Below are 20819 nucleotides of genomic sequence, written 5' to 3'. Positions count from 1 at the left end.
GCTCAAGGGCCGGTTTTGTTTTTTCTGCCGCCCGCTTTCTGAAGTCGGCTCGCATTTTCTCGTTTGACAGCGGCTTTTTCGGCCGATTTCTCGCGTCACCTCTGGACATATATACAGCCTCATTTTACCTTGGCGGGCAGTGGTACTCATAACCCGGAGGCGATGTGGAGATCTCCTTGTTTTATGGCGTCGGCGGCGGCGTGGTCGGCCTGCTGCTGGGTTGGCTGGCTGCCAGCCTGTGGCAGCAACAGCGTCAGGCGCGGCATGACACCGAATTACAGTTGCAACAGCAGGCGCTGGAACAGGCGCGCCAACAGCTGATTGAAAGCCAGCAGATGCGACGGCAGGACCAGCAGCGGCTGGATCAGCAGACGCAGGAACTGCGTACGCTGCACGGCCAACTGGCGGCTGGCGAGGAAAAGTTGCGGCAACTGGCGGAGCTGCGGGAAGAGTGCGTTCAGCTTAATCAGGAGCTGCGTGCGCTGCGCGAAGCCAACGGCGCACAGGAAGCGGAACTGCGCGAAGTGACGATCCGCCTTGAAGAAACCCGGCTGGCGGCGGAAGAAAAGCAGCGGTTGCTGATGAACAGCGAACAGCGGTTGTCCACCCAGTTTGAAAACCTTGCCAATCGCATCTTTGAACAGAGCGGGCACAAAGTGGACCAGCAAAATCAGCAGAGCATGGAAAAGCTGCTGACACCGCTACGCGAACAACTGGACGGTTTTCGCCGTCAGGTGCAGGAGAGCTTTGGCGCCGAATCGAAGGAGCGACACACGCTGGCCCATGAGATCCGTAACCTGCAACAGCTTAACGCCCGTATGGCGCAGGAAGCCATCAACCTCACCAATGCGTTGAAAGGGGACAACAAAACCCAGGGCAACTGGGGAGAGGTGGTGTTAAGTCGGGTGCTGGAAAGCTCCGGGCTGCGCGAAGGGCATGAGTATGACACCCAGGTCAGCGTACAAACCGGCAACAACAGTCGCCTGCAACCGGATGTGATAGTCCGGCTGCCGCACGGCAAGGATGTAGTCATCGACGCCAAAATGTCGTTGGTGGCCTATGAGCGTTATTTCAACAGCGACAACGAAGCCGAGCGGGCGGCGGCGCTCAACGAGCATCTGCTGTCCATCCGTAATCATATCCGGCTGCTGGGTAGTAAAGATTACCAGCAACTGCCGGGATTGCGTTCGCTCGACTATGTACTGATGTTCATCCCGGTCGAGCCGGCGTTTCTGGTGGCGATCGACCGTCAGCCTGATCTGATTACCGAGGCACTGCGTCACAATATTATGCTGGTCAGCCCCACGACTTTGCTGGTAGCGTTACGGACAATTAACAATCTCTGGCGTTACGAGCAGCAAAGCCGCAATGCGCAGTTGATCGCCGAACGGGCGTCCCGGCTGTATGACAAACTGCGTTTGTTCGTTGACGACATGGCAGCATTGGGGCAAGGGCTGGACAAGGCGCAGGCCGGTTACCGTCAGGCGATGAAAAAGCTGGCGTCCGGGCGTGGCAACCTGATCGGTCAGGCCGAAGGGTTTCGTGCGCTGGGGGTGGAGATTAAGCGGCCGGTCAATGTGCCCGTAATGCAAGACGAACCGTTGGCGTATGATGAGTTGCCCGCGTTGTCGCAGGATCTGGATGACGATGCGGCTGAACGCGGTACGGATGAGGTGCACAACGGCACGGCGGTATGATGTTGATCAGGTTCGATGTATAGGGTGAAAAGAAGGGCGGTCGCTTTCGGGCGGGGTCTGTTACACTCTCTACCCATTAATAGGTAACAAGATCCTGAAGTTGAAAAAGCAGGCGGATAACATGGTAGACGATTCGGAAAAAACGACACATTTTGGTTTTCGCACGGTGGCTAAAGACGATAAGGAAGCCATGGTCGCGGGTGTTTTTCATTCTGTGGCGGCCAAATATGACCTGATGAACGATCTGATGTCGTTTGGCATTCACCGCATCTGGAAAAGGTTTACCATCGAATGCAGCGGTGTGCGCCGCGGCCAGCGCGTGCTGGACCTGGCTGGCGGCACCGGCGACCTGACCGCTAAATTTTCCCGTCTGGTGGGGGATGAAGGCGAAGTGGTGCTGGCGGATATTAACGCGTCGATGCTGAAGGTAGGACGTGAGAAACTGCGCAACCACGGTGTGGTGGGCAATGTCAGCTATGTTCAGGCCAACGCCGAAGCCCTGCCGTTCCCGGATAACTTTTTCGACTGCATCACCATTTCGTTCGGGTTGCGTAACGTAACCGAAAAAGAGAAGGCGCTGCGTTCCATGTATCGGGTGTTGAAGCCCGGTGGTCGCCTGCTGGTACTGGAGTTTTCGAAGCCAACCGTGAAAGCGTTAAGCAAGGTATACGATGCTTACTCTTTCCATGTGCTGCCCCGCATTGGCGAAATGATAGCCAGCGACGCCGGCAGCTACCGCTATCTGGCGGAGTCTATCCGTATGCACCCGGATCAGGAAACCCTGAAAGGGATGATGGTCGATGCCGGTTTTGACAGTGTGGATTACTTCAATCTGACCAGCGGTATCGTGGCGTTGCATCGCGGATTTAAATTCTGAGTTGGATACTCCCATGTTGATAATGCCTGTGTTGACGGCGGCACTGGAAACAGCGCTCAACCAGCTGTTGTTCCGCGACCGGAGCATGAAGGCCGCCCGTCAGCGTTTGCACGGAAAAACGTTGCGAGTTGAAGTGGCGGAGCTGGATACGCCGCTGGTATTGGTTTTCTCCGAGTACCGTCTCGATGTCATGAGTCAGTGGTCGGCGCAGCCGGATTGCCTGTTGCAGACCCGCCTGTCGGCGCTGGTGAAACTGCGCGACCGGCAGCAATTGTCCGCGCTGATGCGTAGTGGCGAGCTGGTGCTGGAAGGCGACATTCAGGTTGCGCAGCAGTTTGTCACCTTGCTGGATCTGGCGGAGTTTGACCCGGCGGAGTGGCTGTCGCCTTGGCTGGGCGATGTGGTGGCGCAAGGGCTGAGTCAGGCGGTCGGCAACGTGGCCGGGGCGCTAATGCGCTCGGCGTGCCGCCAGCAGCAGGCGTTGTCGGAAACGGTGACCGAAGAGTGGCGTCTGGCGCCGGGCAAACTGGAAGGGCTGTGGTTTGCCGATGAAGTGGACGCTCTGGCGCAGTCGGCGGAAACCCTGTCCCGCCGGCTGGCAAAACTGGAGGGATCGCCATGACGCCGGGAGAATTGCTGCGGCTGTACCGGATTATCGGGGTGCTGCTGAGCTATGGTCTGGATGAACTGATTCCGCGTATTCCTCTGACGACGCCGTTGCGTCTTTGGCGTTGCCTGTGGTTCTGGTTGCCGAATCGCCACAAGGATAAACCATTGGGCGAGCGTTTGCGTCTGGCGCTGCAAGAGCTGGGTCCGGTATGGATCAAGTTCGGCCAGATGATGTCGACCCGCCGTGACTTGTTTCCCCCCGCTATCGCCGACCAACTGGCGATGCTGCAGGATCAGGTGGAGCCGTTTGACGGCGAGCTGGCCCGTCGGCAGATCGAGATGTCGATGGGCGGAAAACTGGAAACCTGGTTCGATGATTTTGACGCCAAACCGCTGGCCTCGGCGTCGATTGCTCAGGTGCACACCGCCAGGCTGAAAACCACCGGCAAAGACATCGTCATCAAAGTCATTCGTCCGGATATTCTGCCGGTCATCAAGGCGGATATGCGGTTGATGAATCGTCTGGCCGGCTGGCTGCCGATTCTGCTGCCGGACGGGCGTCGTCTGCGGCCGCGCGAAGTGGTGCGCGAGTATGAAAAAACGCTGCTGGATGAGCTGAACCTGCTGCGTGAAGCCGCCAACGCCATCCAGTTGCGGCGTAATTTTGAAAACAGCCCGATGCTGTATGTGCCGGAAATCTACTCTGATTACTGCAACGAACGGGTGCTGGTAATGGAGCGTATTTACGGTATTCCGGTGTCGGATATCGAGGCGCTCAAGCGGCACGGCATCAATATGCCGCTGCTGGCCGAGCGCGGCGTGCAAGTCTTTTTCACCCAGGTGTTCCGCGACAGCTTCTTCCATGCCGATATGCATCCCGGCAATATCTTCATCAGCTACGAGCATCCGGAAGACCCGCAATATATCGGCATTGACTGCGGTATTGTCGGTTCGCTGAATAAAAACGATAAGCGCTATCTGGCGGAGAACTTTATCGCCTTTTTCAACCGCGACTACCGCCGCGTCGCCGAGCTGCATGTAGACTCCGGTTGGGTTCCGCAAGATACCAATGTAGAAGAGTTCGAATTCGCCATCCGTACCGTGTGCGAGCCAATATTTGAAAAGCCGTTAGCAGAAATTTCTTTCGGTCATGTATTATTGAACCTCTTTAATACGGCGCGTCGCTTCAATATGGAAGTGCAGCCCCAACTGGTGCTGCTGCAGAAGACGTTACTGTACATTGAGGGCGTGGGGCGCCAGCTCTACCCGCAACTGGATTTGTGGAAGACGGCCAAGCCTTTTCTGGAAACCTGGCTGAAGGATCAGGTTGGATTGCCCGCCATGTTGCGCGCATTTAAAGAGAAAGCGCCGTTTTGGGTGGAAAAACTGCCTGAGATTCCCGAATTGTTCTATGACGGTTTACGCCAGCATAAGATGCTGAAGCAGAACATGGAGCTGTTGACCAGCGAGCTGCGGACACAACGCACCCGCCATGGTCGGGCCCGTTATATGCTGGGTGTCGGGGCGACGCTGCTGTTGAGCGGGACGATACTGTTGGTCAGTAAGGTAGAGGCCGATATCGTACCGGCTGGCCTAATTGCCGCCGGTTTTGTGGCCTGGATTATCGGCTGGCGTAGTACTCGTTGAGCAGTTGTACTTGTTGAACAATTGTACTCGTTGAACAGTTGCACCCATTGAACAAGCGCCTCATCAGGAGCCTGACGGTTCCTGATGAACGTGTCACATGAATTCCTTTTGAGTAAAGAGGTAAGCACAGTATGGGCGGTATTAGTATCTGGAATCTGTTGGTTATCGCGGTGATCGTGGTACTGCTGTTCGGAACCAACAAGCTGAGAACCCTGGGTTCCGACCTGGGCGCGTCGATTAAGGGCTTCAAGAAAGCGATGAGCGACGATCAGCCCGCTGCCAACGACGACAAACAACAGGACGCTGACTTTGCGACCAAATCCATTTCGGAGCAGAAGCCGCAAGCCAGTCAGGAAGAGAAAAGCCAGCATAAAGAGCAGGTGTAATCGGTGTTTGATATCGGGTTTAGTGAACTGCTGCTGGTGATGGTGATCGGTCTGGTAGTGCTGGGGCCTGAACGCCTGCCGGTAGCGGTAAGAACCGTAGCGGGATGGATTCGCGCGCTGCGCTCGCTGGCATCGACGGTGCAGAATGAACTGGCGCAAGAGATGAAACTGCAGGAATTGCAGGAAAGCCTGAAGAAAGTGGAACAGGCCAGCCAACTGCAGAATTTGTCGCCGGAGCTTAAAGCGTCGATGGATGAACTGAAAGAGGCTGCCGAAGCGATGAAGCGCCCTCACAGCATCAAGCTGGATGGCAGCGATGCGCCGGAACATGTACCGCTTGCCGATCCTGAAGCGGCGCACGATGGTGTTCTGGACGTCGAGCGCAATGCCGGGCCGACGCCAGCGGTCACCGCGACTCCCGCTGTGGAGCCGGTTACGCGCGGCGAGGCGATGACGGCTGTGCCACCGACAGCGCCTGCAGATGCGGCGTCCGCCAGCCATGTTGAAAGCAAGACCAAATCTGAACAGACGGCGTCAGCGCCTTCCTCCCAACCTTCTGGTGATCGTTAACCTATGGCTGTTGATCAAACCCAACCGCTGATCAGCCATCTGATCGAACTGCGTAAGCGGTTGTTGAATAGCATTATCAGCGTGCTGGTGGTGTTTCTGGCACTGGTCTATTTCGCTAACGACATCTATCAGATTGTCTCCGCGCCGCTCATCAAACAGTTGCCGGCCGGCGCCAGCATGATTGCGACCGACGTGGCGTCGCCGTTTTTTACCCCGATCAAGCTGACGCTGATCGTGTCGGTCTTTTTGTCCGCGCCGCTGGTGCTATATCAGATCTGGGCGTTTGTGGCCCCGGCGTTGTACAAACATGAGCGGCGGCTGATGATGCCGTTGCTGGTGTCCAGCAGCCTGTTGTTCTACATGGGTATGGCGTTCGCCTATTTCGTCGTCTTCCCGCTGGCGTTCAGCTTCTTTGCTCAGACCGCGCCGAAAGGGGTGCTGATTGCCACCGATATCAACAACTACCTCGATTTCGTTATGGCGTTGTTCATGGCGTTCGGCGTGTCGTTCGAAGTGCCGGTGGCAATCGTGCTGCTGTGCTGGAGCGGGGTGGTGACGCCGGAGAGCCTGAAACAGAAGCGGCCCTACGTTCTGGTGGGCGCGTTTGTGGTTGGCATGTTGCTGACGCCGCCGGATGTGTTCTCCCAGACTTTGCTGGCGATCCCGATGTATTTACTGTTTGAAATCGGGGTGTTTTTCGCCCGGTTCTACGTCGGTAAACGGCGCCGGACAGACGAAGAAGAAGACGCGGACGAGTCTGCGCCCTCTTCCTGAGTGGCGTCTCGCCGTGAAACGGCGGTCTTCTTACTGCAACACCTCTTTCGGGAGGTGTTGTTTTTTGGGGTTATCCATCGGGATAACCGCGATGGATTTTGGGATATCTGTGCATGTTCGACATTGGCGTTAACCTCACCAGCTCGCAATTTCGATCAGATCGGGAACAGGTTGTGGCGCGCGCCCGTCAGGCTGGCGTGACCGGTCTGCTGCTGACGGGGACCAGCGCCGAAGAGAGCGAGCAGGCATGTCTGCTTGCCGCGCAATATCCCGGTTACTGCTGGTCGACCGCCGGGGTTCATCCGCATGACGCCAGCGGCTGGAATGACGATACCGCCGGGTTGATTCATCAACTGGCAGGAAGTGAGCAGGTGCTGGCGATTGGCGAGTGCGGGCTGGATTTCAACCGCAACTTTTCCACCCCACAGGAGCAGGAACTGGCATTCAGCGCGCAACTGGCGATAGCCGCTGAACGCGCGATGCCGGTCTTTCTGCACTGTCGCGATGCGCATGCGCGTTTTATGGCGCTGCTGACGCCGTGGCTCGATAAGTTGCCGGCCGCGGTACTGCACTGTTTCACCGGTTCCGGCGACGAGCTGGACGACAGTTTGCGCGCCGGGGTGATGATCGGCATTACCGGCTGGGTGTGCGATGAGCGTCGTGGGCTGGCATTGCGCGCGTTGTTGCCCCGTATTCCGGACAATCGGTTGCTGCTGGAAACCGACGCGCCCTACCTGTTACCCCGGGATTTACATCCTAAACCCGCATCCCGCCGTAACGAACCCTGTTTTCTGCCGCATATTGTCCGTCAGGTTGCGGCCTGGCGCGGGCAGGATGCCGAATGGCTTGGCAGAAATGTGGATGAAAACGCCCGCCGGATTTTCCGGCCGGGCCAGAAAGGAGAATAATTATGAGTCATGCTTTTCCCGGTACGTTTCCCGGACGGCGCATGCGTCGTCTGCGCCGTCATGATTTCAGCCGCCGTCTGGTGGCGGAACATCAGGTCACGGTTAACGACCTCATCTACCCGGTATTTGTCATGGAAGGCAAACAGGGACGTCAGGAAGTGCCCTCCATGCCGGGCGTGTATCGTCTGACGATCGATGAGCTGGTCAGGGAAGCGGAAATCATCGCTAAATTGGGTATCCCGGTGCTGTCGCTGTTCCCGGTGATTGAAGCGGACAAAAAATCGTTGCTGGCTGAAGAAGCCTACAACCCGGACGGGCTGGTGCAGCGTACCGTACGCGCGTTGAAAGACGCGGTGCCGGAGCTGGGGCTGCTGACGGATGTCGCGCTGGACCCTTACACCACGCACGGTCAGGACGGCGTGATCGATGAAGACGGTTATGTGGTCAATGACATCACCAAAGAGATTCTGGTGCGCCAGGCATTGTCCCACGCTGAAGCCGGCGCGGAGATCGTCGCGCCCAGCGACATGATGGACGGCCGTATCGGCGCTATCCGCGATCGGCTGGAAGATCAAGGGCTGGTGAACACCCAGATCATGGCTTACTCAGCCAAGTACGCGTCCTGTTACTACGGGCCGTTCCGCGATGCGCTCGGTTCATCGGGCAACCTGAAAGGCGGCAATAAGAAAACCTATCAGATGGATCCAGCCAACACCAATGAGGCGCTGCAGGAGATCGCGCAGGATCTGCAGGAAGGGGCCGACATGGTGATGGTGAAACCGGGGATGCCGTATCTGGACGTGGTGCGCCGCGTGAAAGACACCTTTGGCGTACCGACTTTCGCCTATCAGGTGTCCGGCGAATACGCGATGCAGATGGCGGCGATCCAGAATGGTTGGCTGCAGGAACAGCCGCTGGTGATGGAGTCGTTGCTGTGCTTCAAACGCGCCGGGGCGGATGGGGTGCTGACCTATTTCGCCAAACGCGTGGCCGAATGGCTGCGGGACGAGGCGTTGCGTCGCTGATGATAAACCGTCAGGGCTGCGCCCTGGCGGTTTACGCTTTTCGGAACTGGCGGTTGTCGATGCTTTGCCGCACCTGCTTGTTCAGCAGATTGAGCAGCAGCATGGAGCGCGCTTCGCCATCCGGTTCGGTGTAGATGGCCTGCAGGCCGCTGAACACCCCTTCGGTAATGGTCACCTCGTCGCCGGGTTGCGGCGTTTCCGGGTCGATATGCGTAGCGCACGGATGCTGCTGCAAATCGTCAATCACCTGTTGAGGCACCAGGGCCGGCAGGTTGCCGAAACGGACAAAATGACTCACGCCGCGCGTTGAGCTGATGGTGGTGGTGTGTATGTGCTCCGGGTCGAACTCGACGAACAGATAATTGGGGAACAGCGGCTCGCTGACCTCGGTTCGTTTCCCTCGTACGATTTTCTCCAGCGCGATCATCGGGCTCAGGCAGACCACTTCCTGACGTTCCAGGTGTTCTTTTGCCCGTAACAGTTGGCCGCGCTTGCAATAAAGTAGGTACCAGGCTCGCATAATTTCACTTTTCTGTGGTTCTCACAGCGGGAGAGGATAACAAAAGCGTTACGCCTTGCGGGATAAAAATTTCCGGCAAAAACGTGTAATCGCGCGTTGCGTTGGTCACAGGCGCGAGCTAACCGCCGCCAGAAATAGCGCGGGCGGGAAGCGACAGCATGACCAAGAGCCTCTATAATAGCCCCACCACTGACCTTTCTGATGATTCAGCATGAAATACCGTGACTTACGTGAATTTCTCGCTCAACTCGAAGCGAGAGGCGAGCTCAAACGTATCCACCAGCCGATTGACCCCTATCTGGAAATGACCGAAATCGCCGATCGCACCTTGCGTGCCGGAGGCCCGGCCCTGCTGTTTGAAAATCCCAAAGGTTACGGTATGCCTGTGCTGTGCAACCTGTTCGGCACGCCCAAGCGCGTGGCGCTGGGCATGGGGCAGGAAGAGGTCAGCGCGTTGCGCGATGTCGGCTGTTTGCTGGCGTTTTTGAAAGAGCCGGAGCCGCCGCGCGGTTTCCGCGATCTGGTGGACAAGCTGCCTAAATTCCGTCAGGTGCTCAACATGCCGACCAAACGGCTGTCGAGCGCGCCCTGTCAGGAACAGGTGTGGGAAGGCGACGAGGTGGATCTGGGGCGGATTCCGATTATGCACTGCTGGCCGGGTGATGCCGCACCGCTGGTCACCTGGGGGCTGACGGTGACGCGCGGACCGTTCAAGGAGCGCCAGAATCTGGGTATTTACCGCCAGCAGTTAATCGGCCGCAACAAGCTGATTATGCGCTGGTTGTCGCATCGGGGCGGCGCGCTGGATTTTCAGGAATGGCGCCAGCAGCATCCCGGCGAGCGTTTCCCGGTGGCGGTGGCGCTGGGCGCCGACCCCGCCACGATTCTGGGCGCGGTGACGCCGGTGCCGGATACCTTGTCCGAATATGCCTTCGCCGGATTGCTGCGTGGTCACAAGACCGAAGTAGTGAAATGCCTGTCCAGCGATCTGGAAGTGCCGGCCAGCGCCGAAATCGTGCTGGAAGGGTATATAGACCCGGATGAAATGGCGCCGGAAGGCCCTTATGGCGATCACACCGGTTATTACAATGAAGTCGATCATTTCCCGGTCTTTACCGTCACCCATGTCACCCAGCGGCGCGATGCGATTTACCATTCCACTTATACCGGACGGCCGCCTGATGAGCCGGCGGTGCTTGGCGTGGCGCTGAACGAGGTATTCGTGCCGCTGCTGCAAAAGCAGTTTCCGGAAATCGTCGACTTTTATCTGCCGCCGGAAGGCTGTTCTTACCGCCTGGCGGTGGTTACTATGAAAAAACAGTATGCCGGGCATGCCAAACGGGTGATGATGGGCGTCTGGTCCTTTTTACGCCAGTTCATGTATACCAAATTCGTTATCGTTTGCGATGATGATATTAATGCCCGCGACTGGAAAGATGTGATTTGGGCGATCACCACGCGTATGGATCCGGCGCGCGATACGGTGCTGGTGGAAAATACGCCGATCGATTATCTGGATTTTGCCTCGCCGGTTTCTGGGCTCGGCTCCAAAATGGGGCTGGATGCCACTAACAAATGGCCGGGCGAGACGCAGCGAGAATGGGGTCACCCGATTACCAAGGACCCATCGGTTGTCGCCCGTGTGGATGCCATATGGGACGAGTTAGCCATATTGAATGACAGCGATAAGCCGCACTGACGGCGCTTATTCTGTTCCCGTTTTGCTTTAGACCCTACAGAGGGATCGCATGACAACGTTGAGCTGTACAGTAACGTCGGTGGAAGCCATCACCGATACGGTTTACCGGGTGCGCTTATTGCCATCGGCGCCTTTTTCCTTCCGTGCCGGGCAATATCTGATGGTGGTGATGGACGAGCGCGACAAGCGCCCGTTCTCCGTGGCCTCCACGCCGATTGAACAAGGGTCTATCGAACTGCATATCGGGGCTTCCGAGATGAATCTGTATGCGATGGCGGTAATGGATCGCATTCTGAAAGAAAAGTCGTTGGTGGTGGACATTCCCCACGGCGAGGCCTGGCTGCGTGAAGACAGTGAACGGCCGCTGATCCTGGTTGCCGGCGGTACCGGATTCTCCTACGTGCGTTCCATCCTGTTGACGGTGCTGGCAAACCAGCCTACGCGTCCGGTCTCCGTGTATTGGGGCGGGCGCGAACTGAGCCACTTGTACGATCTGGGGGAACTGCAAGGGCTGGCGCAGGCGCATCCCAACCTGAACGTGATCCCGGTGGTCGAGCAGCCGGATGAACAGTGGCATGGCCGCTCCGGCACGGTGCTGAGCGCGGTGTTGCAGGATTTCGGTTCGCTGGCGTCGCACGATATTTATATCGCGGGCCGCTTCGAGATGGCGAAAATCGCCCGCGAGCGTTTCTGCAATGAGCGCGGCGCGCAGCTTGCGCACATGTACAGCGACGCTTTTTCTTTCATCTGATCATTTCTGCGTTGTTCTGTCGCGGCCGGGATTGATGCCCGGCCGCGCTGTTTTCACTGTCTGCGATTTTTCAACTGCCCGCCGCTTTTCAACCGATTGAACTCTCCAGCCTGCCTACTGCGCTACGGATACCCGATCGCTTATAAAGCCGTCTGTCACACTGCCGACAGGCAAAACGTAAGGGCGGGTGAGTCCCAGCTGTGATGGCGGGGTTCCCGTGGTTGGCTTGACTACTATATACAATAATATATTATATAAAAATATATATTGTATTTTGCAAGCAAGACAAACAAAGGTGCCCTTATGGCGGCGACAGACCCGGAAATCACACAACAGATGATGCGCGAGGCCGCACATGGCGCGGCGGATGTGCTGCGGGCGCTGGCGAATGACGACCGGCTGATGCTGATGTGTTTTTTGAGCCAGGGCGAGGCGTCGGTCGGGCAGTTGGAACAGGCGCTGGGCATTCACCAGCCGACGCTGTCGCAGCAGCTTGCCGTAATGCGGCGCTTAAAACTGGTGGCGACGCGCCGCGAGGGCAAACAGATTTTCTACCGTATTGAGGACCCGCGCATCCTGACGCTGCTCAGTACGCTGTATACGTTGTATTGCCCAAAATAATCGTATTTCTGCAACCGGCCGCTTAAGGAGCCGATCATGACGATTGATATGCAGGCATTCACCCCGTTGATGAGTCTGACGGGCGGTATGGTGATTGGCGTGGCGGTGGTGATGCTGGCGCTGTTCTGCGGGCGTATCGCCGGCATTAGCGGCATTCTCGGCAGCCTGTTGAGCCGAACATGGCAGGATAAAGGATGGCGGCTGGCGTTTGTGCTGGGGATGCTCGCTGCGCCCTGGCTTTACCAACTGGCGGCGCCGCTGCCGGAAAGCGCGATAGCCACGCCGATGCCCTGGCTGGTGGCGTCGGGCCTGCTGGTAGGGTTCGGTACCCGTTACGGGGCGGGCTGTACCAGCGGGCATAGCGTGTGCGGCTTGTCCCGTTTTTCGTTACGTTCGCTGGTAGCGACGTTGACCTTTATGGGCGCGGCGTTCGTCACCGTCTGGGCGCTGGGCGCGTTCCGTTGAGCATAGCGCGATGATGCACGTTAAGGAGCGGAAATGAATAATCTGTTTTCTTTTCTGGCCGGGTTGGTTTTCGGCCTCGGGTTGCTGATCAGCGGGATGGCGAATCCGCAGAAAGTGTTGGGTTTTCTGGATATTACCCGGCAGTGGGACCCTTCGCTGGCGCTGGTGATGGGCGGCGCGCTGGTAGTCGGGGTGGTGGGGTTTCGCGTTGTCGGCCGGATGTCAAAGCCGCTGTGCGTGGCGTCGTTCTCCCTGCCGCTAAAAAAAGCGGTTGATAAACCGCTGGTGGTGGGCAGCCTGCTGTTCGGCATCGGCTGGGGAATGACCGGTATTTGTCCCGGCCCGGCCCTGGTGTTGCTGTCGTATGGCACCGTGAAAGGCTGGGTGTTCTTTGCCTCCATGCTCGCAGGCATGGGGCTGTATGAGTGGTTTGTCGCCCGCAAACGGGCGATGGTTCCCTGATACTGGCGCCCGCCGATACCACTAACAGGTATCGGCGGAAGCGGCGTTATACCCGCTCAAGCACGGTGGCGATGCCCTGACCCAAACCGATGCACATGGTTGCCACGCCGAATTCCACATTTCGCTGTTCCATCAGATTGGTAAGCGTAGCGGTGATACGCGCGCCGGAACATCCCAGCGGATGACCGAGTGCGATGGCGCCGCCGTTCAGGTTGACCTTATCGTCCAGGCTGTCCATCAGCCCTAGCGCCTTGATGCAAGGCAGCGTTTGGGCGGCGAACGCCTCATTCAGTTCAAACAGACCGATATCGCTCAGCGCAAGCCCCGCCCGTTGCAACGCTTTTTGGGTGGCGGGCACCGGGCCGTATCCCATCACTGACGGATCGCACCCGACTACCGCCATGGCGCGGATGCGTACCCGAGGCGTCAGCCCCAGCGCCAGAGCGCGGGACTTGCTCATAACCAGCAGCGCCGCCGCGCCGTCCGACAGCGCCGATGAACTGCCGGCGGTGACGGTGCCATTGACCAGATCAAACGCCGGGCGCAGCGCCGCCAGCGCATCGACGCTGGTTTCCGCCCTGACCACCTCGTCGTAGTCAAACGGTTGCAGCGCGCCATCGGCGTTATGGCCGGTTGTGGGGATAATTTCGCGGCGAAAGGCGCCGGACTGGGTGGCGGCCCAGGCGCGCTGGTGCGAACGGGCGGCGAAAGCGTCCTGCATCTCGCGGCTGATGTGGTGCTGGCGCGCCAGCAGTTCCGCCGTCAGCCCCATCATCGCCGCCGCTTTGGCGATGCTTTTGCCGAGTCCGGGGTGAAAATCGACGCCGTGGGTCATCGGCACATGTCCCATGTGTTCAACGCCGCCGACCAGACAAACCGCGGCGTCACCCACCATGATGGCGCGCGCCGCGTCGTGCAGCGCCTGCATGGACGAACCGCACAGGCGGTTGACGGTCACGGCGGGCACCGAATGGGGGATTTCGGCCAGCAGCGCCGCGTTGCGCGCCACGTTGAAGCCTTGCTCCAGCGTCTGTTGCACGCAACCCCAGTAGATATCGTCAATCTGGTCTGCTTCCAGCGCCGGGTTACGGCTCAACAGACTGCGCATCAGATGAGCGGACAGGGTTTCTGCTCGCACCTGGCGAAACGCGCCGCCTTTGGAGCGTCCCATCGGGGTGCGCACCGCATCAACAATTACTGCGTTTTCCATCGTCGTGCGTCCTTATGCCGGTTGGTGAAGAGAAAGATCGGCGTGAGGTTCAACCGCCGGGTAATAACGCTGCTGGCGCTGCGCCATCTGCAACAGGCTGTCCGGTATGGCGTAAAGCGGCCCCAGCGACGCCAGCGACTGGGCGATTTCCACATAGCGTTGGCTGCCCAGCGTATCCAGATAACGGCAAGCGCCGCCGTGGAACGGTGGGAAGCCCAGACCGTAAAGCAGCGCCATGTCGGCTTCCGCCGGGGTGGCAACGATGCCTTCTTCCAGACAACGCGCGACTTCGTTGAGCATCGGCACCATCAGGCGATGGATAATCTCCTGCGCGCTGAAGGTGCGCTTCGGCTCGCAGACCGCATCCAGCAAGATATCGGTCTGATCGTCCTGTTCCCGGCGCGGTTTGCCTTTAGCGTCCGGGTAGTAACGGTAGAAGCCCGCGCCGCTCTTCTGGCCGAAACGCTGATGTTCCACCAGTACATCGACTGCGTCGCGATAGGTTTTCGCCATGCGCTGCGGAAAGCCCGCCGACATGACCGCCTGAGCATGGTGAGCGGTATCTAATCCGACCACATCCAGCAGATAAGCCGGCCCCATCGGCCAGCCGAACTGTTTTTCCATCACGGCGTCCACGTCGCGGAAATCCGCGCCGTCGCGCATCAACAGGTTGAAGGCGGCGATGTAGGGAAACAGCACGCGGTTGACGAAAAATCCCGGGCAGTCGTTCACCACGATCGGGGTTTTGCCGATCTTGCTGGCGTAGGCCACCACGCGGGCCAGCGTTTTCTCATCGGTTTGTGGACCGCGAATCACTTCAACCAGCGGCATACGATGCACCGGATTGAAAAAGTGCATACCGCAGAAGTTTTGCGGCCGCTGCAACGAGGCTGCTAACTGTCCGATGGGAATCGTCGAGGTATTGGAGACGATCAGCGTTTGCTCGCTGACGCAGGCTTCCACATCAGCCAGTACCCTGGCTTTTACCTGCGGGTTTTCCACCACCGCTTCGATGATCAGGTCAGCCTGTTCAAGCCCGTTGTTGTTCAACGTCGGGTGGATGCGGGCCAGCACTCCCGCCATGGTCATGGCGTCCAGTTTGCCGCGTTCCAGCTGTGCGTTGAGCAATTTGGCGGCTTCTTCCATCCCCAGCGTCAGCGCTTTTTCACTGATGTCTTTCATCCACACCGGCACCCCTTTGCGTGCCGACTGGCAGGCGATGCCGCCGCCCATGATCCCGGCGCCGAGCACGGCAACACGAGCCGGCGGCGTGGCGTCGGCGGCCCATTTTTTGGCGGCGCTTTTTACGGCCTGCTCGTTAAGGAAGACGCCGACCAGAGCGTGCGCCGCCGTCGTTTGGGTTAGCTCGACGAAATTATCGGTTTCTATCTTCAGCGCGGCGTCGCGGTGCAGCCCGGCGGCGGCTTCGATGGTTTTGAGCGCCATCATCGGCGCGGGGTAGTGGCGGCCCGCCGCCTGTTGTACCAACGCGTTGGCGGTAGCGAAACTCATGGTGGCTTCGATACGGTTAAGCCGTAGCGGCGATTGTTTCTGACGGCGGCGGTCACGCCAGTCGAGCCGGTCCGTCATCGCCAGACGCAGCATATGCACGGCGGCGGGCAGCAGTTTGTCGCTGTCCGCAACCGCATCAACCAGCCCGACTTTCAGGGCCTCGCCGGCAGGCAAATCTTTACCGGCGGTGATGATCTCCAGCGCGCCGTCCGCGCCCAGCAACCGTGGCAAGCGGACTGTACCGCCAAATCCGGGCATGATCCCCAGTTTGACTTCAGGCAACCCGATGCGAACGTCAGGCGTCGCGATGCGGAAATCGGTCGCCAGCGCGCATTCGCATCCCCCGCCCAGCGCATAGCCATTGATGGCGGATAGCGTCGGGACCGGCAAATCCTCCAACTGGCTGAAAATGGCGTTGGCTTCGGTCAGCCACTGATGCAGCGTTTCCGGCGGGGCGGCAAACAGCGACAGGAATTCGGTGATGTCCGCTCCGGCAATGAACGCGTTTTTATCCGAGCGCAGCAGCAGGGCGCGTAGCGACGGTTGGCGTTTCAGGTGATTTAGCGCGTCGCCAAGACTGGCAACGGTGCGGGTATCCAGTTTGTTGACGCTGCCGGGCGCGGCAAAAACCAGTTCGGCAATGCCGTCTTCCAGCCAGTTGAGGTACAGCGTGTCGCCTTGATAGATCATGGTGTTCTCCACTGTTATCCGTGATCTGGTACGACCAGATGATGGAAATTGTGGGTTTGATGTTAATGAAATGCAAACAACACGTGAGGGATTTGCCGGGAGGATCACAGGGCGAGCAACGCTGCCGTCACCGGGGCGCTGTGTTACACTGGGAAACAGGCTGTTATCAATGGGGATTGTGATGGAAACGCTGACTTCTTTGTATCATCAACATGTGGCGACCCTGCAGCAACGCACGCAGGCGGTTCTGACGCGGCATAATCTGGATGCCTTATTGATCCACTCCGGTGAGTTGATGATGGCGTTTCTGGACGATCATGCCTATCCGTTCAAGGTCAATCCGCAGTTCAAGGCCTGGCTGCCGGTGACGCAGGTGCCGAACTGCTGGCTGTGGGTGGATGGGGTCAATACGCCGAAGCTGTGGTTCTACTCCCCCGTTGATTACTGGCATAACGTGGCGCCGGTGCCGGACAGTTTCTGGACTAAATCGCTGGATATCCAGGTGCTGCGCAAGGCCGACGATATCGGCCAGCAACTGCCGGTTCAGCGCCAGCGGGTCGCCTATATCGGTTCCGCGCCGCAGCGCGCGATAAATCTGGGTATCGCGCCGGAACACATCAACCCGAAAGGCGTGCTGGATTATCTGCATTACCACCGCGCCTACAAAACGGACTACGAACTGGCCTGTATGCGCGAAGCGCAGAAAACGGCGGTGGTTGGTCACCGTGCCGCTTATGAAGCGTTCCAGTCCGGCATGAGCGAATTCGATATCAATCTGGCGTACCTGACCGCCACCGGCCACCGCGATACCGATGTGCCTTACGGTAATATCGTCGCTCTCAACGAGCATGCGGCGGTACTGCACTACACCCAGCTTGAACACCGGGTACCGGCGGAAATGCGTAGCTTCCTGCTGGATGCCGGCGCGGAATATAACGGCTATGCGGCGGATATTACCCGCACCTATGCCGCGCAGGACGACAACGAGTATGCCGCGCTGGTAAACGATCTGAACCGCGAGCAACTGGCGTTGATCGATACCCTAAAGGCCGGCGTGCGTTATACCGACTACCATTTGCAGATGCACCACCGGGTGGCGGTGCTGCTCAAACGTCATCAACTGGTGACCGGACTGAGCGAGGAAGCGATGGTGGAACAGGGCGTTACCTCGCCTTTCCTGCCGCACGGTCTGGGTCATCCGCTCGGCTTGCAGGTGCATGACGTCGGCGGGTTCATGCAGGACGACACCGGTACGACGCTAGCTGCGCCATCCGCTCATCCTTACCTGCGTTGTACCCGGATTCTGGAGCCGCGCATGGTGCTGACTATCGAACCGGGTATCTACTTTATCGATTCTCTGCTCGAACCCTGGCGCCAGGGCGAACTGCGCCAGCACTTCAACTGGCAGAAGCTGGATGCGCTGCGCCCGTTCGGCGGTATTCGTATTGAAGACAATATCGTGGTGCATGACAAACGCATTGAAAACCTGACCCGTGCGCTTGATCTGGCCTGATGCAGTCATATCCGGTTCCTGCTGCGTCTGTCAGCGTTCACGAAGAGATTAAAAAGAGCCGTTTTATCACGCTGCTTGGCCCGGCCAGCGGCGTGGATACGGCCCGAGGCGTGATTCAGCAGATCCGCGAACAACATCCCTCGGCGGCTCACCATTGCTGGGCCTATGTCGCGGGTGCGCCGGACGATTCGCAACAGCTCGGTTTTTCCGATGACGGCGAACCGTCGGGAACCGCAGGCAAACCGATGCTGGCGCAACTGATGGGCAGCGGCATCGGCGAAGTGGTAGCGGTGGTGGTGCGTTATTATGGCGGCGTCAGGCTCGGTACCGGCGGGCTGGTCAAAGCTTACGGCGGCGGCGTGCAGCAGGCGCTGAAACAACTGCCGCTGCAGCAGAAAGTCATGCAACGGATGTATCGATTGCAGTGCGACTATGCCCTGTTGCCCCAGGTTGAAACCGTGGTGCTGGCGCTGCAGGGGCAAGTCGTCTCGACGGAGTACGCCAGCGAAGTCTCGCTCCAACTGGCGTTTCCAGTAACGGCGGTAGAAGACGCGACGCGGCGGCTGCGCGATATTAGCCGCGGCGCGTTGCATTTGCAGCCAATTTCACAATAATCCCAGCGCGTAATCTTGAACCATTTAAGGAAGGCTCCCTGATGCACTTGCGTGCCATAACCCGCATTGTCGGACTGCTGGTCATCCTGTTTTCCGGCACCATGTTTATTCCCGGCATGGTGGCGTTGATCTACCGTGATGGCGCCGGTCGGGCATTTATCCAGACGTTCATCGTGGCGCTGGTTATGGGGCTATTGCTGTGGCTGCCCAACCGCAAACACCGTCATGAACTGAAGGCCCGCGAAGGATTTCTGATCGTGGTGCTGTTCTGGACGGTGCTGGGTAGCGTCGGGGCCCTGCCGTTTCTGTTTGTCGAGCGTCCCAACCTGTCGGTGACGGATGCGTTTTTCGAGTCCTTTTCCGGCCTGACCACAACCGGCGCGACCACGTTAGTCGGGCTGGATTCGCTGCCGAAAGCCATCCTGTTCTACCGGCAGATGCTGCAATGGATGGGCGGTATGGGAATCATCGTGCTGGCGGTAGCTATTCTGCCGATTCTGGGCGTCGGGGGGATGCAGCTTTATCGCGCCGAAATGCCGGGGCCGCTGAAAGACCATAAAATGCGGCCCCGCATCGCGGAAACCGCCAAAACCCTGTGGTTAATCTATGTGTTGTTGACCGTGCTCTGCGCGCTCTCGCTATGGCTGGCGGGCATGTCGGTGTTCGATGCCATCAGCCACAGTTTCTCCACTATCGCCATCGGCGGGTTCTCGACTCACGACGCCAGCATCGGTTATTTCAATAGTCCCACCATCAACACCATTATCGCGGTATTTCTGCTGATTTCCGGCTGTAATTTTGGTTTGCACTTTGCGGTACTGAGCGGACGCAGCCTGCGAGTGTACTGGCGCGACCCCGAATTCCGGATGTTCATTGTCGTTCAGATGTCGCTGGTTGTGATTTGCACCCTCGTGTTGTGGGGGCACGGTGTGTACAAGAATGGTATGGAAACCCTGAATCAGGCGTTCTTTCAGGTGGTATCCATGGCGACTACCGCAGGGTTCACCACCGACAGCATTGCCTCCTGGCCGCTGTTTTTGCCGGTATTGCTGCTGTGCTCCGCCTTTATCGGTGGTTGCGCCGGTTCGACCGGCGGCGGCCTGAAAGTGATTCGCATCCTGTTACTGTTCTTGCAGGGCTCTCGCGAACTGAAGCGATTGGTTCATCCGAATGCGGTCTATACCATTAAGCTCGGTCAGCGCGCTTTGCCTGAACGGATATTGGAAGCGGTGTGGGGATTTTTCTCGGCGTATGCGCTGGTGTTTATCGTCAGCATGCTGGCCGTGATTGCGACAGGGGTGGACAACTTCTCCGCCTTTGCGGCGGTGGCCGCCACGCTGAACAATCTCGGGCCGGGGCTTGGGACAGTCGCTGACAATTTCACCTCCATGAATGACGCCGCCAAATGGATTCTGATTGTTACCATGCTGTTTGGACGTCTGGAAGTGTTCACCATGCTGGTGCTATTTACTCCCACTTTTTGGCGGGAATAACGGATAAGGGAACGTGCTATGAAAGCATTGATATTGTTTTCCAGTCGGGATGGCCAAACGCGTGCGATAGCGTCTTACATCGCCAATAACCTCAAGGGAACGCTGGAATGTGATGTCGTCAACATTCTGAATGCCCATGAGGTTGACCTCGACAAGTACGACAAAATAATGATCGGTGCGTCAGTGCGCTACGGGCATTTTCATCCGGCGGTGGAAAAATTCATCCGCCAGCATCTTGCCTTGTTGCAACAAAAGCCCAGCGCCTTCTTTTCTGTCAACCTGACCGCCCGCAAGCCGGAAAAGCGTTCGCTGCAAACCAACGCCTATACCCGTAAGTTTCTGCTGCGTTCTCCCTGGCAGCCGGACTTAGGCGCGGTCTTTGCTGGCGCGCTGCGTTACCCGCGCTATCGCTGGTTCGACCGTGTCATGATTCAGTTCATTATGCGTATGACCGGCGGCGAGACCGACAGCACCAAAGAAATTGAGTATACCGACTGGGAACAGGTGGCGCGTTTTGCCCAGTCCTTTGGTCAGCTCGCCCAGAAAAAGGCGGTGTAATGCGGCTTGTCGCCGTGCCGTGGCGAAAAAAGAGACATTCGGAAACTTTTTTGAAATTAGTGCTTGTCAGCGACGGAGAAGTCCCTATAATGCGCCTCCACTGACACGGCAACGGCAACAAACCGAAGCGGTTTCAGTAAGAAATCAGGCGCATATCGCTTGACTTCTTTTCGGGAAAGCATAATATATGCGACCCGCGACCACGGTAAGTGGTCATG

The 20819-nt window shown here is 58.2% G+C and carries 21 protein-coding genes; 18 read left to right on the top strand and 3 right to left on the bottom strand.

The features are described 5' to 3' along the window. Window positions 1-164: 164 nt before the first annotated feature. The 9 genes from rmuC (at window position 165) to hemB (ending at window position 8493) form a co-directional block, all read left to right on the top strand. Window positions 165-1697 carry a DNA recombination protein RmuC gene (gene rmuC / locus DXXMK7_RS20100; RefSeq protein ID WP_038920543.1) on the top strand — a complete coding sequence of 511 codons (1533 nt, stop codon included), beginning with the start codon at window positions 165-167 and terminating at the stop codon, window positions 1695-1697. Window positions 1698-1818: 121 nt separating this feature from the next. Further along, window positions 1819-2574, top strand: a complete 756-nt coding sequence (ubiE, locus tag DXXMK7_RS20095; protein ID WP_038669048.1) for a bifunctional demethylmenaquinone methyltransferase/2-methoxy-6-polyprenyl-1,4-benzoquinol methylase UbiE — start codon at window positions 1819-1821, stop codon at window positions 2572-2574. Window positions 2575-2587: 13 nt separating this feature from the next. Further along, entirely contained in the window at window positions 2588-3196 is a 609-nt protein-coding gene (locus tag DXXMK7_RS20090; RefSeq protein WP_038920542.1) for an SCP2 domain-containing protein, read from the top strand. Further along, the gene (gene ubiB, locus DXXMK7_RS20085; protein ID WP_038920541.1) at window positions 3193-4830 is read left to right on the top strand and encodes a ubiquinone biosynthesis regulatory protein kinase UbiB; all 1638 of its coding nucleotides are present in this window, start codon (window positions 3193-3195) and stop codon (window positions 4828-4830) included. The genes DXXMK7_RS20090 and ubiB overlap by 4 nt, the downstream gene beginning before the upstream one ends. Before the next feature lie 131 nt (window positions 4831-4961). Beyond that, window positions 4962-5216 (top strand): Sec-independent protein translocase subunit TatA, encoded by a 255-nt coding sequence (gene tatA, locus DXXMK7_RS20080; protein ID WP_013319898.1) that lies wholly within the window; start codon window positions 4962-4964, stop codon window positions 5214-5216. A gap of 3 nt (window positions 5217-5219) precedes the next feature. Then, the gene (gene tatB / locus DXXMK7_RS20075; RefSeq protein WP_038920540.1) at window positions 5220-5786 is read left to right on the top strand and encodes a Sec-independent protein translocase protein TatB; all 567 of its coding nucleotides are present in this window, start codon (window positions 5220-5222) and stop codon (window positions 5784-5786) included. A 3-nt stretch (window positions 5787-5789) separates the two neighbouring features. Next, window positions 5790-6560, top strand: a complete 771-nt coding sequence (tatC, locus tag DXXMK7_RS20070) for a Sec-independent protein translocase subunit TatC (RefSeq protein ID WP_038663405.1) — start codon at window positions 5790-5792, stop codon at window positions 6558-6560. Window positions 6561-6673: 113 nt separating this feature from the next. Next, on the top strand, window positions 6674-7468 hold the full coding sequence (tatD, locus tag DXXMK7_RS20065; RefSeq protein WP_038920539.1) for a 3'-5' ssDNA/RNA exonuclease TatD: 795 nt from the start codon (window positions 6674-6676) through the stop codon (window positions 7466-7468). Between the two features lie 2 nt (window positions 7469-7470). Beyond that, window positions 7471-8493 carry a porphobilinogen synthase gene (gene hemB / locus DXXMK7_RS20060; RefSeq protein ID WP_038920538.1) on the top strand — a complete coding sequence of 341 codons (1023 nt, stop codon included), beginning with the start codon at window positions 7471-7473 and terminating at the stop codon, window positions 8491-8493. A 31-nt stretch (window positions 8494-8524) separates the two neighbouring features. On the opposite strand, the gene rfaH is transcribed toward hemB, so the two are convergent. Further along, window positions 8525-9013, bottom strand: a complete 489-nt coding sequence (gene rfaH, locus DXXMK7_RS20055; protein ID WP_038920537.1) for a transcription/translation regulatory transformer protein RfaH — start codon at window positions 9011-9013, stop codon at window positions 8525-8527. Window positions 9014-9224: 211 nt separating this feature from the next. Here rfaH and ubiD point away from each other — a divergent pair, with 211 nt between their 5' ends. The 5 genes from ubiD to DXXMK7_RS20030 all read left to right on the top strand — a co-directional run bounded on the left by ubiD (window position 9225) and on the right by DXXMK7_RS20030 (window position 13011). Continuing rightward, window positions 9225-10712, top strand: a complete 1488-nt coding sequence (ubiD, locus tag DXXMK7_RS20050; RefSeq protein ID WP_038920536.1) for a 4-hydroxy-3-polyprenylbenzoate decarboxylase — start codon at window positions 9225-9227, stop codon at window positions 10710-10712. Window positions 10713-10761: 49 nt separating this feature from the next. Beyond that, complete coding sequence (gene fre / locus DXXMK7_RS20045) at window positions 10762-11463, top strand: NAD(P)H-flavin reductase (protein WP_038663391.1); 702 nt, start codon at window positions 10762-10764, stop codon at window positions 11461-11463. A gap of 303 nt (window positions 11464-11766) precedes the next feature. Further along, the gene (locus DXXMK7_RS20040) at window positions 11767-12084 is read left to right on the top strand and encodes a metalloregulator ArsR/SmtB family transcription factor (protein ID WP_072093578.1); all 318 of its coding nucleotides are present in this window, start codon (window positions 11767-11769) and stop codon (window positions 12082-12084) included. A gap of 36 nt (window positions 12085-12120) precedes the next feature. Beyond that, on the top strand, window positions 12121-12549 hold the full coding sequence (locus DXXMK7_RS20035; protein WP_038920535.1) for a YeeE/YedE family protein: 429 nt from the start codon (window positions 12121-12123) through the stop codon (window positions 12547-12549). Between the two features lie 33 nt (window positions 12550-12582). Continuing rightward, window positions 12583-13011: a DUF6691 family protein gene (locus DXXMK7_RS20030; protein ID WP_038920534.1), complete on the top strand. Its 429-nt coding sequence runs from the start codon at window positions 12583-12585 to the stop codon at window positions 13009-13011. A gap of 46 nt (window positions 13012-13057) precedes the next feature. Here the strand turns inward: DXXMK7_RS20030 and fadA are convergent, their stop codons facing one another. Both fadA and fadB read right to left on the bottom strand, forming a co-directional pair. Then, window positions 13058-14221, bottom strand: a complete 1164-nt coding sequence (gene fadA / locus DXXMK7_RS20025; protein ID WP_038920532.1) for an acetyl-CoA C-acyltransferase FadA — start codon at window positions 14219-14221, stop codon at window positions 13058-13060. A gap of 12 nt (window positions 14222-14233) precedes the next feature. Further along, complete coding sequence (gene fadB, locus DXXMK7_RS20020; RefSeq protein WP_038920531.1) at window positions 14234-16423, bottom strand: fatty acid oxidation complex subunit alpha FadB; 2190 nt, start codon at window positions 16421-16423, stop codon at window positions 14234-14236. A gap of 181 nt (window positions 16424-16604) precedes the next feature. Here fadB and pepQ point away from each other — a divergent pair, with 181 nt between their 5' ends. The 4 genes from pepQ to hemG are packed head-to-tail and all read left to right on the top strand — an operon-like array spanning window position 16605 to window position 20601. Continuing rightward, window positions 16605-17936 carry a Xaa-Pro dipeptidase gene (pepQ, locus tag DXXMK7_RS20015; protein ID WP_038921153.1) on the top strand — a complete coding sequence of 444 codons (1332 nt, stop codon included), beginning with the start codon at window positions 16605-16607 and terminating at the stop codon, window positions 17934-17936. Beyond that, on the top strand, window positions 17936-18550 hold the full coding sequence (locus tag DXXMK7_RS20010) for an IMPACT family protein (protein WP_038663375.1): 615 nt from the start codon (window positions 17936-17938) through the stop codon (window positions 18548-18550). The genes pepQ and DXXMK7_RS20010 overlap by 1 nt, the downstream gene beginning before the upstream one ends. Before the next feature lie 41 nt (window positions 18551-18591). Continuing rightward, entirely contained in the window at window positions 18592-20043 is a 1452-nt protein-coding gene (gene trkH, locus DXXMK7_RS20005; protein ID WP_013319883.1) for a Trk system potassium transporter TrkH, read from the top strand. Window positions 20044-20061: 18 nt separating this feature from the next. Then, window positions 20062-20601, top strand: coding sequence for a menaquinone-dependent protoporphyrinogen IX dehydrogenase (hemG, locus tag DXXMK7_RS20000; protein WP_038920530.1), 540 nt, complete (start codon window positions 20062-20064; stop codon window positions 20599-20601). The last annotated feature ends 218 nt before the right edge of the window (window positions 20602-20819 follow it).

This window comes from Dickeya sp. MK7 (genome assembly GCF_000406305.1).
In the GTDB taxonomy this organism is placed as follows: domain Bacteria; phylum Pseudomonadota; class Gammaproteobacteria; order Enterobacterales; family Enterobacteriaceae; genus Dickeya; species Dickeya fangzhongdai.
The sequence above is the reverse complement of the archived record's forward strand: the minus strand, read 5'-3'. Positions and strand labels throughout refer to the sequence as shown.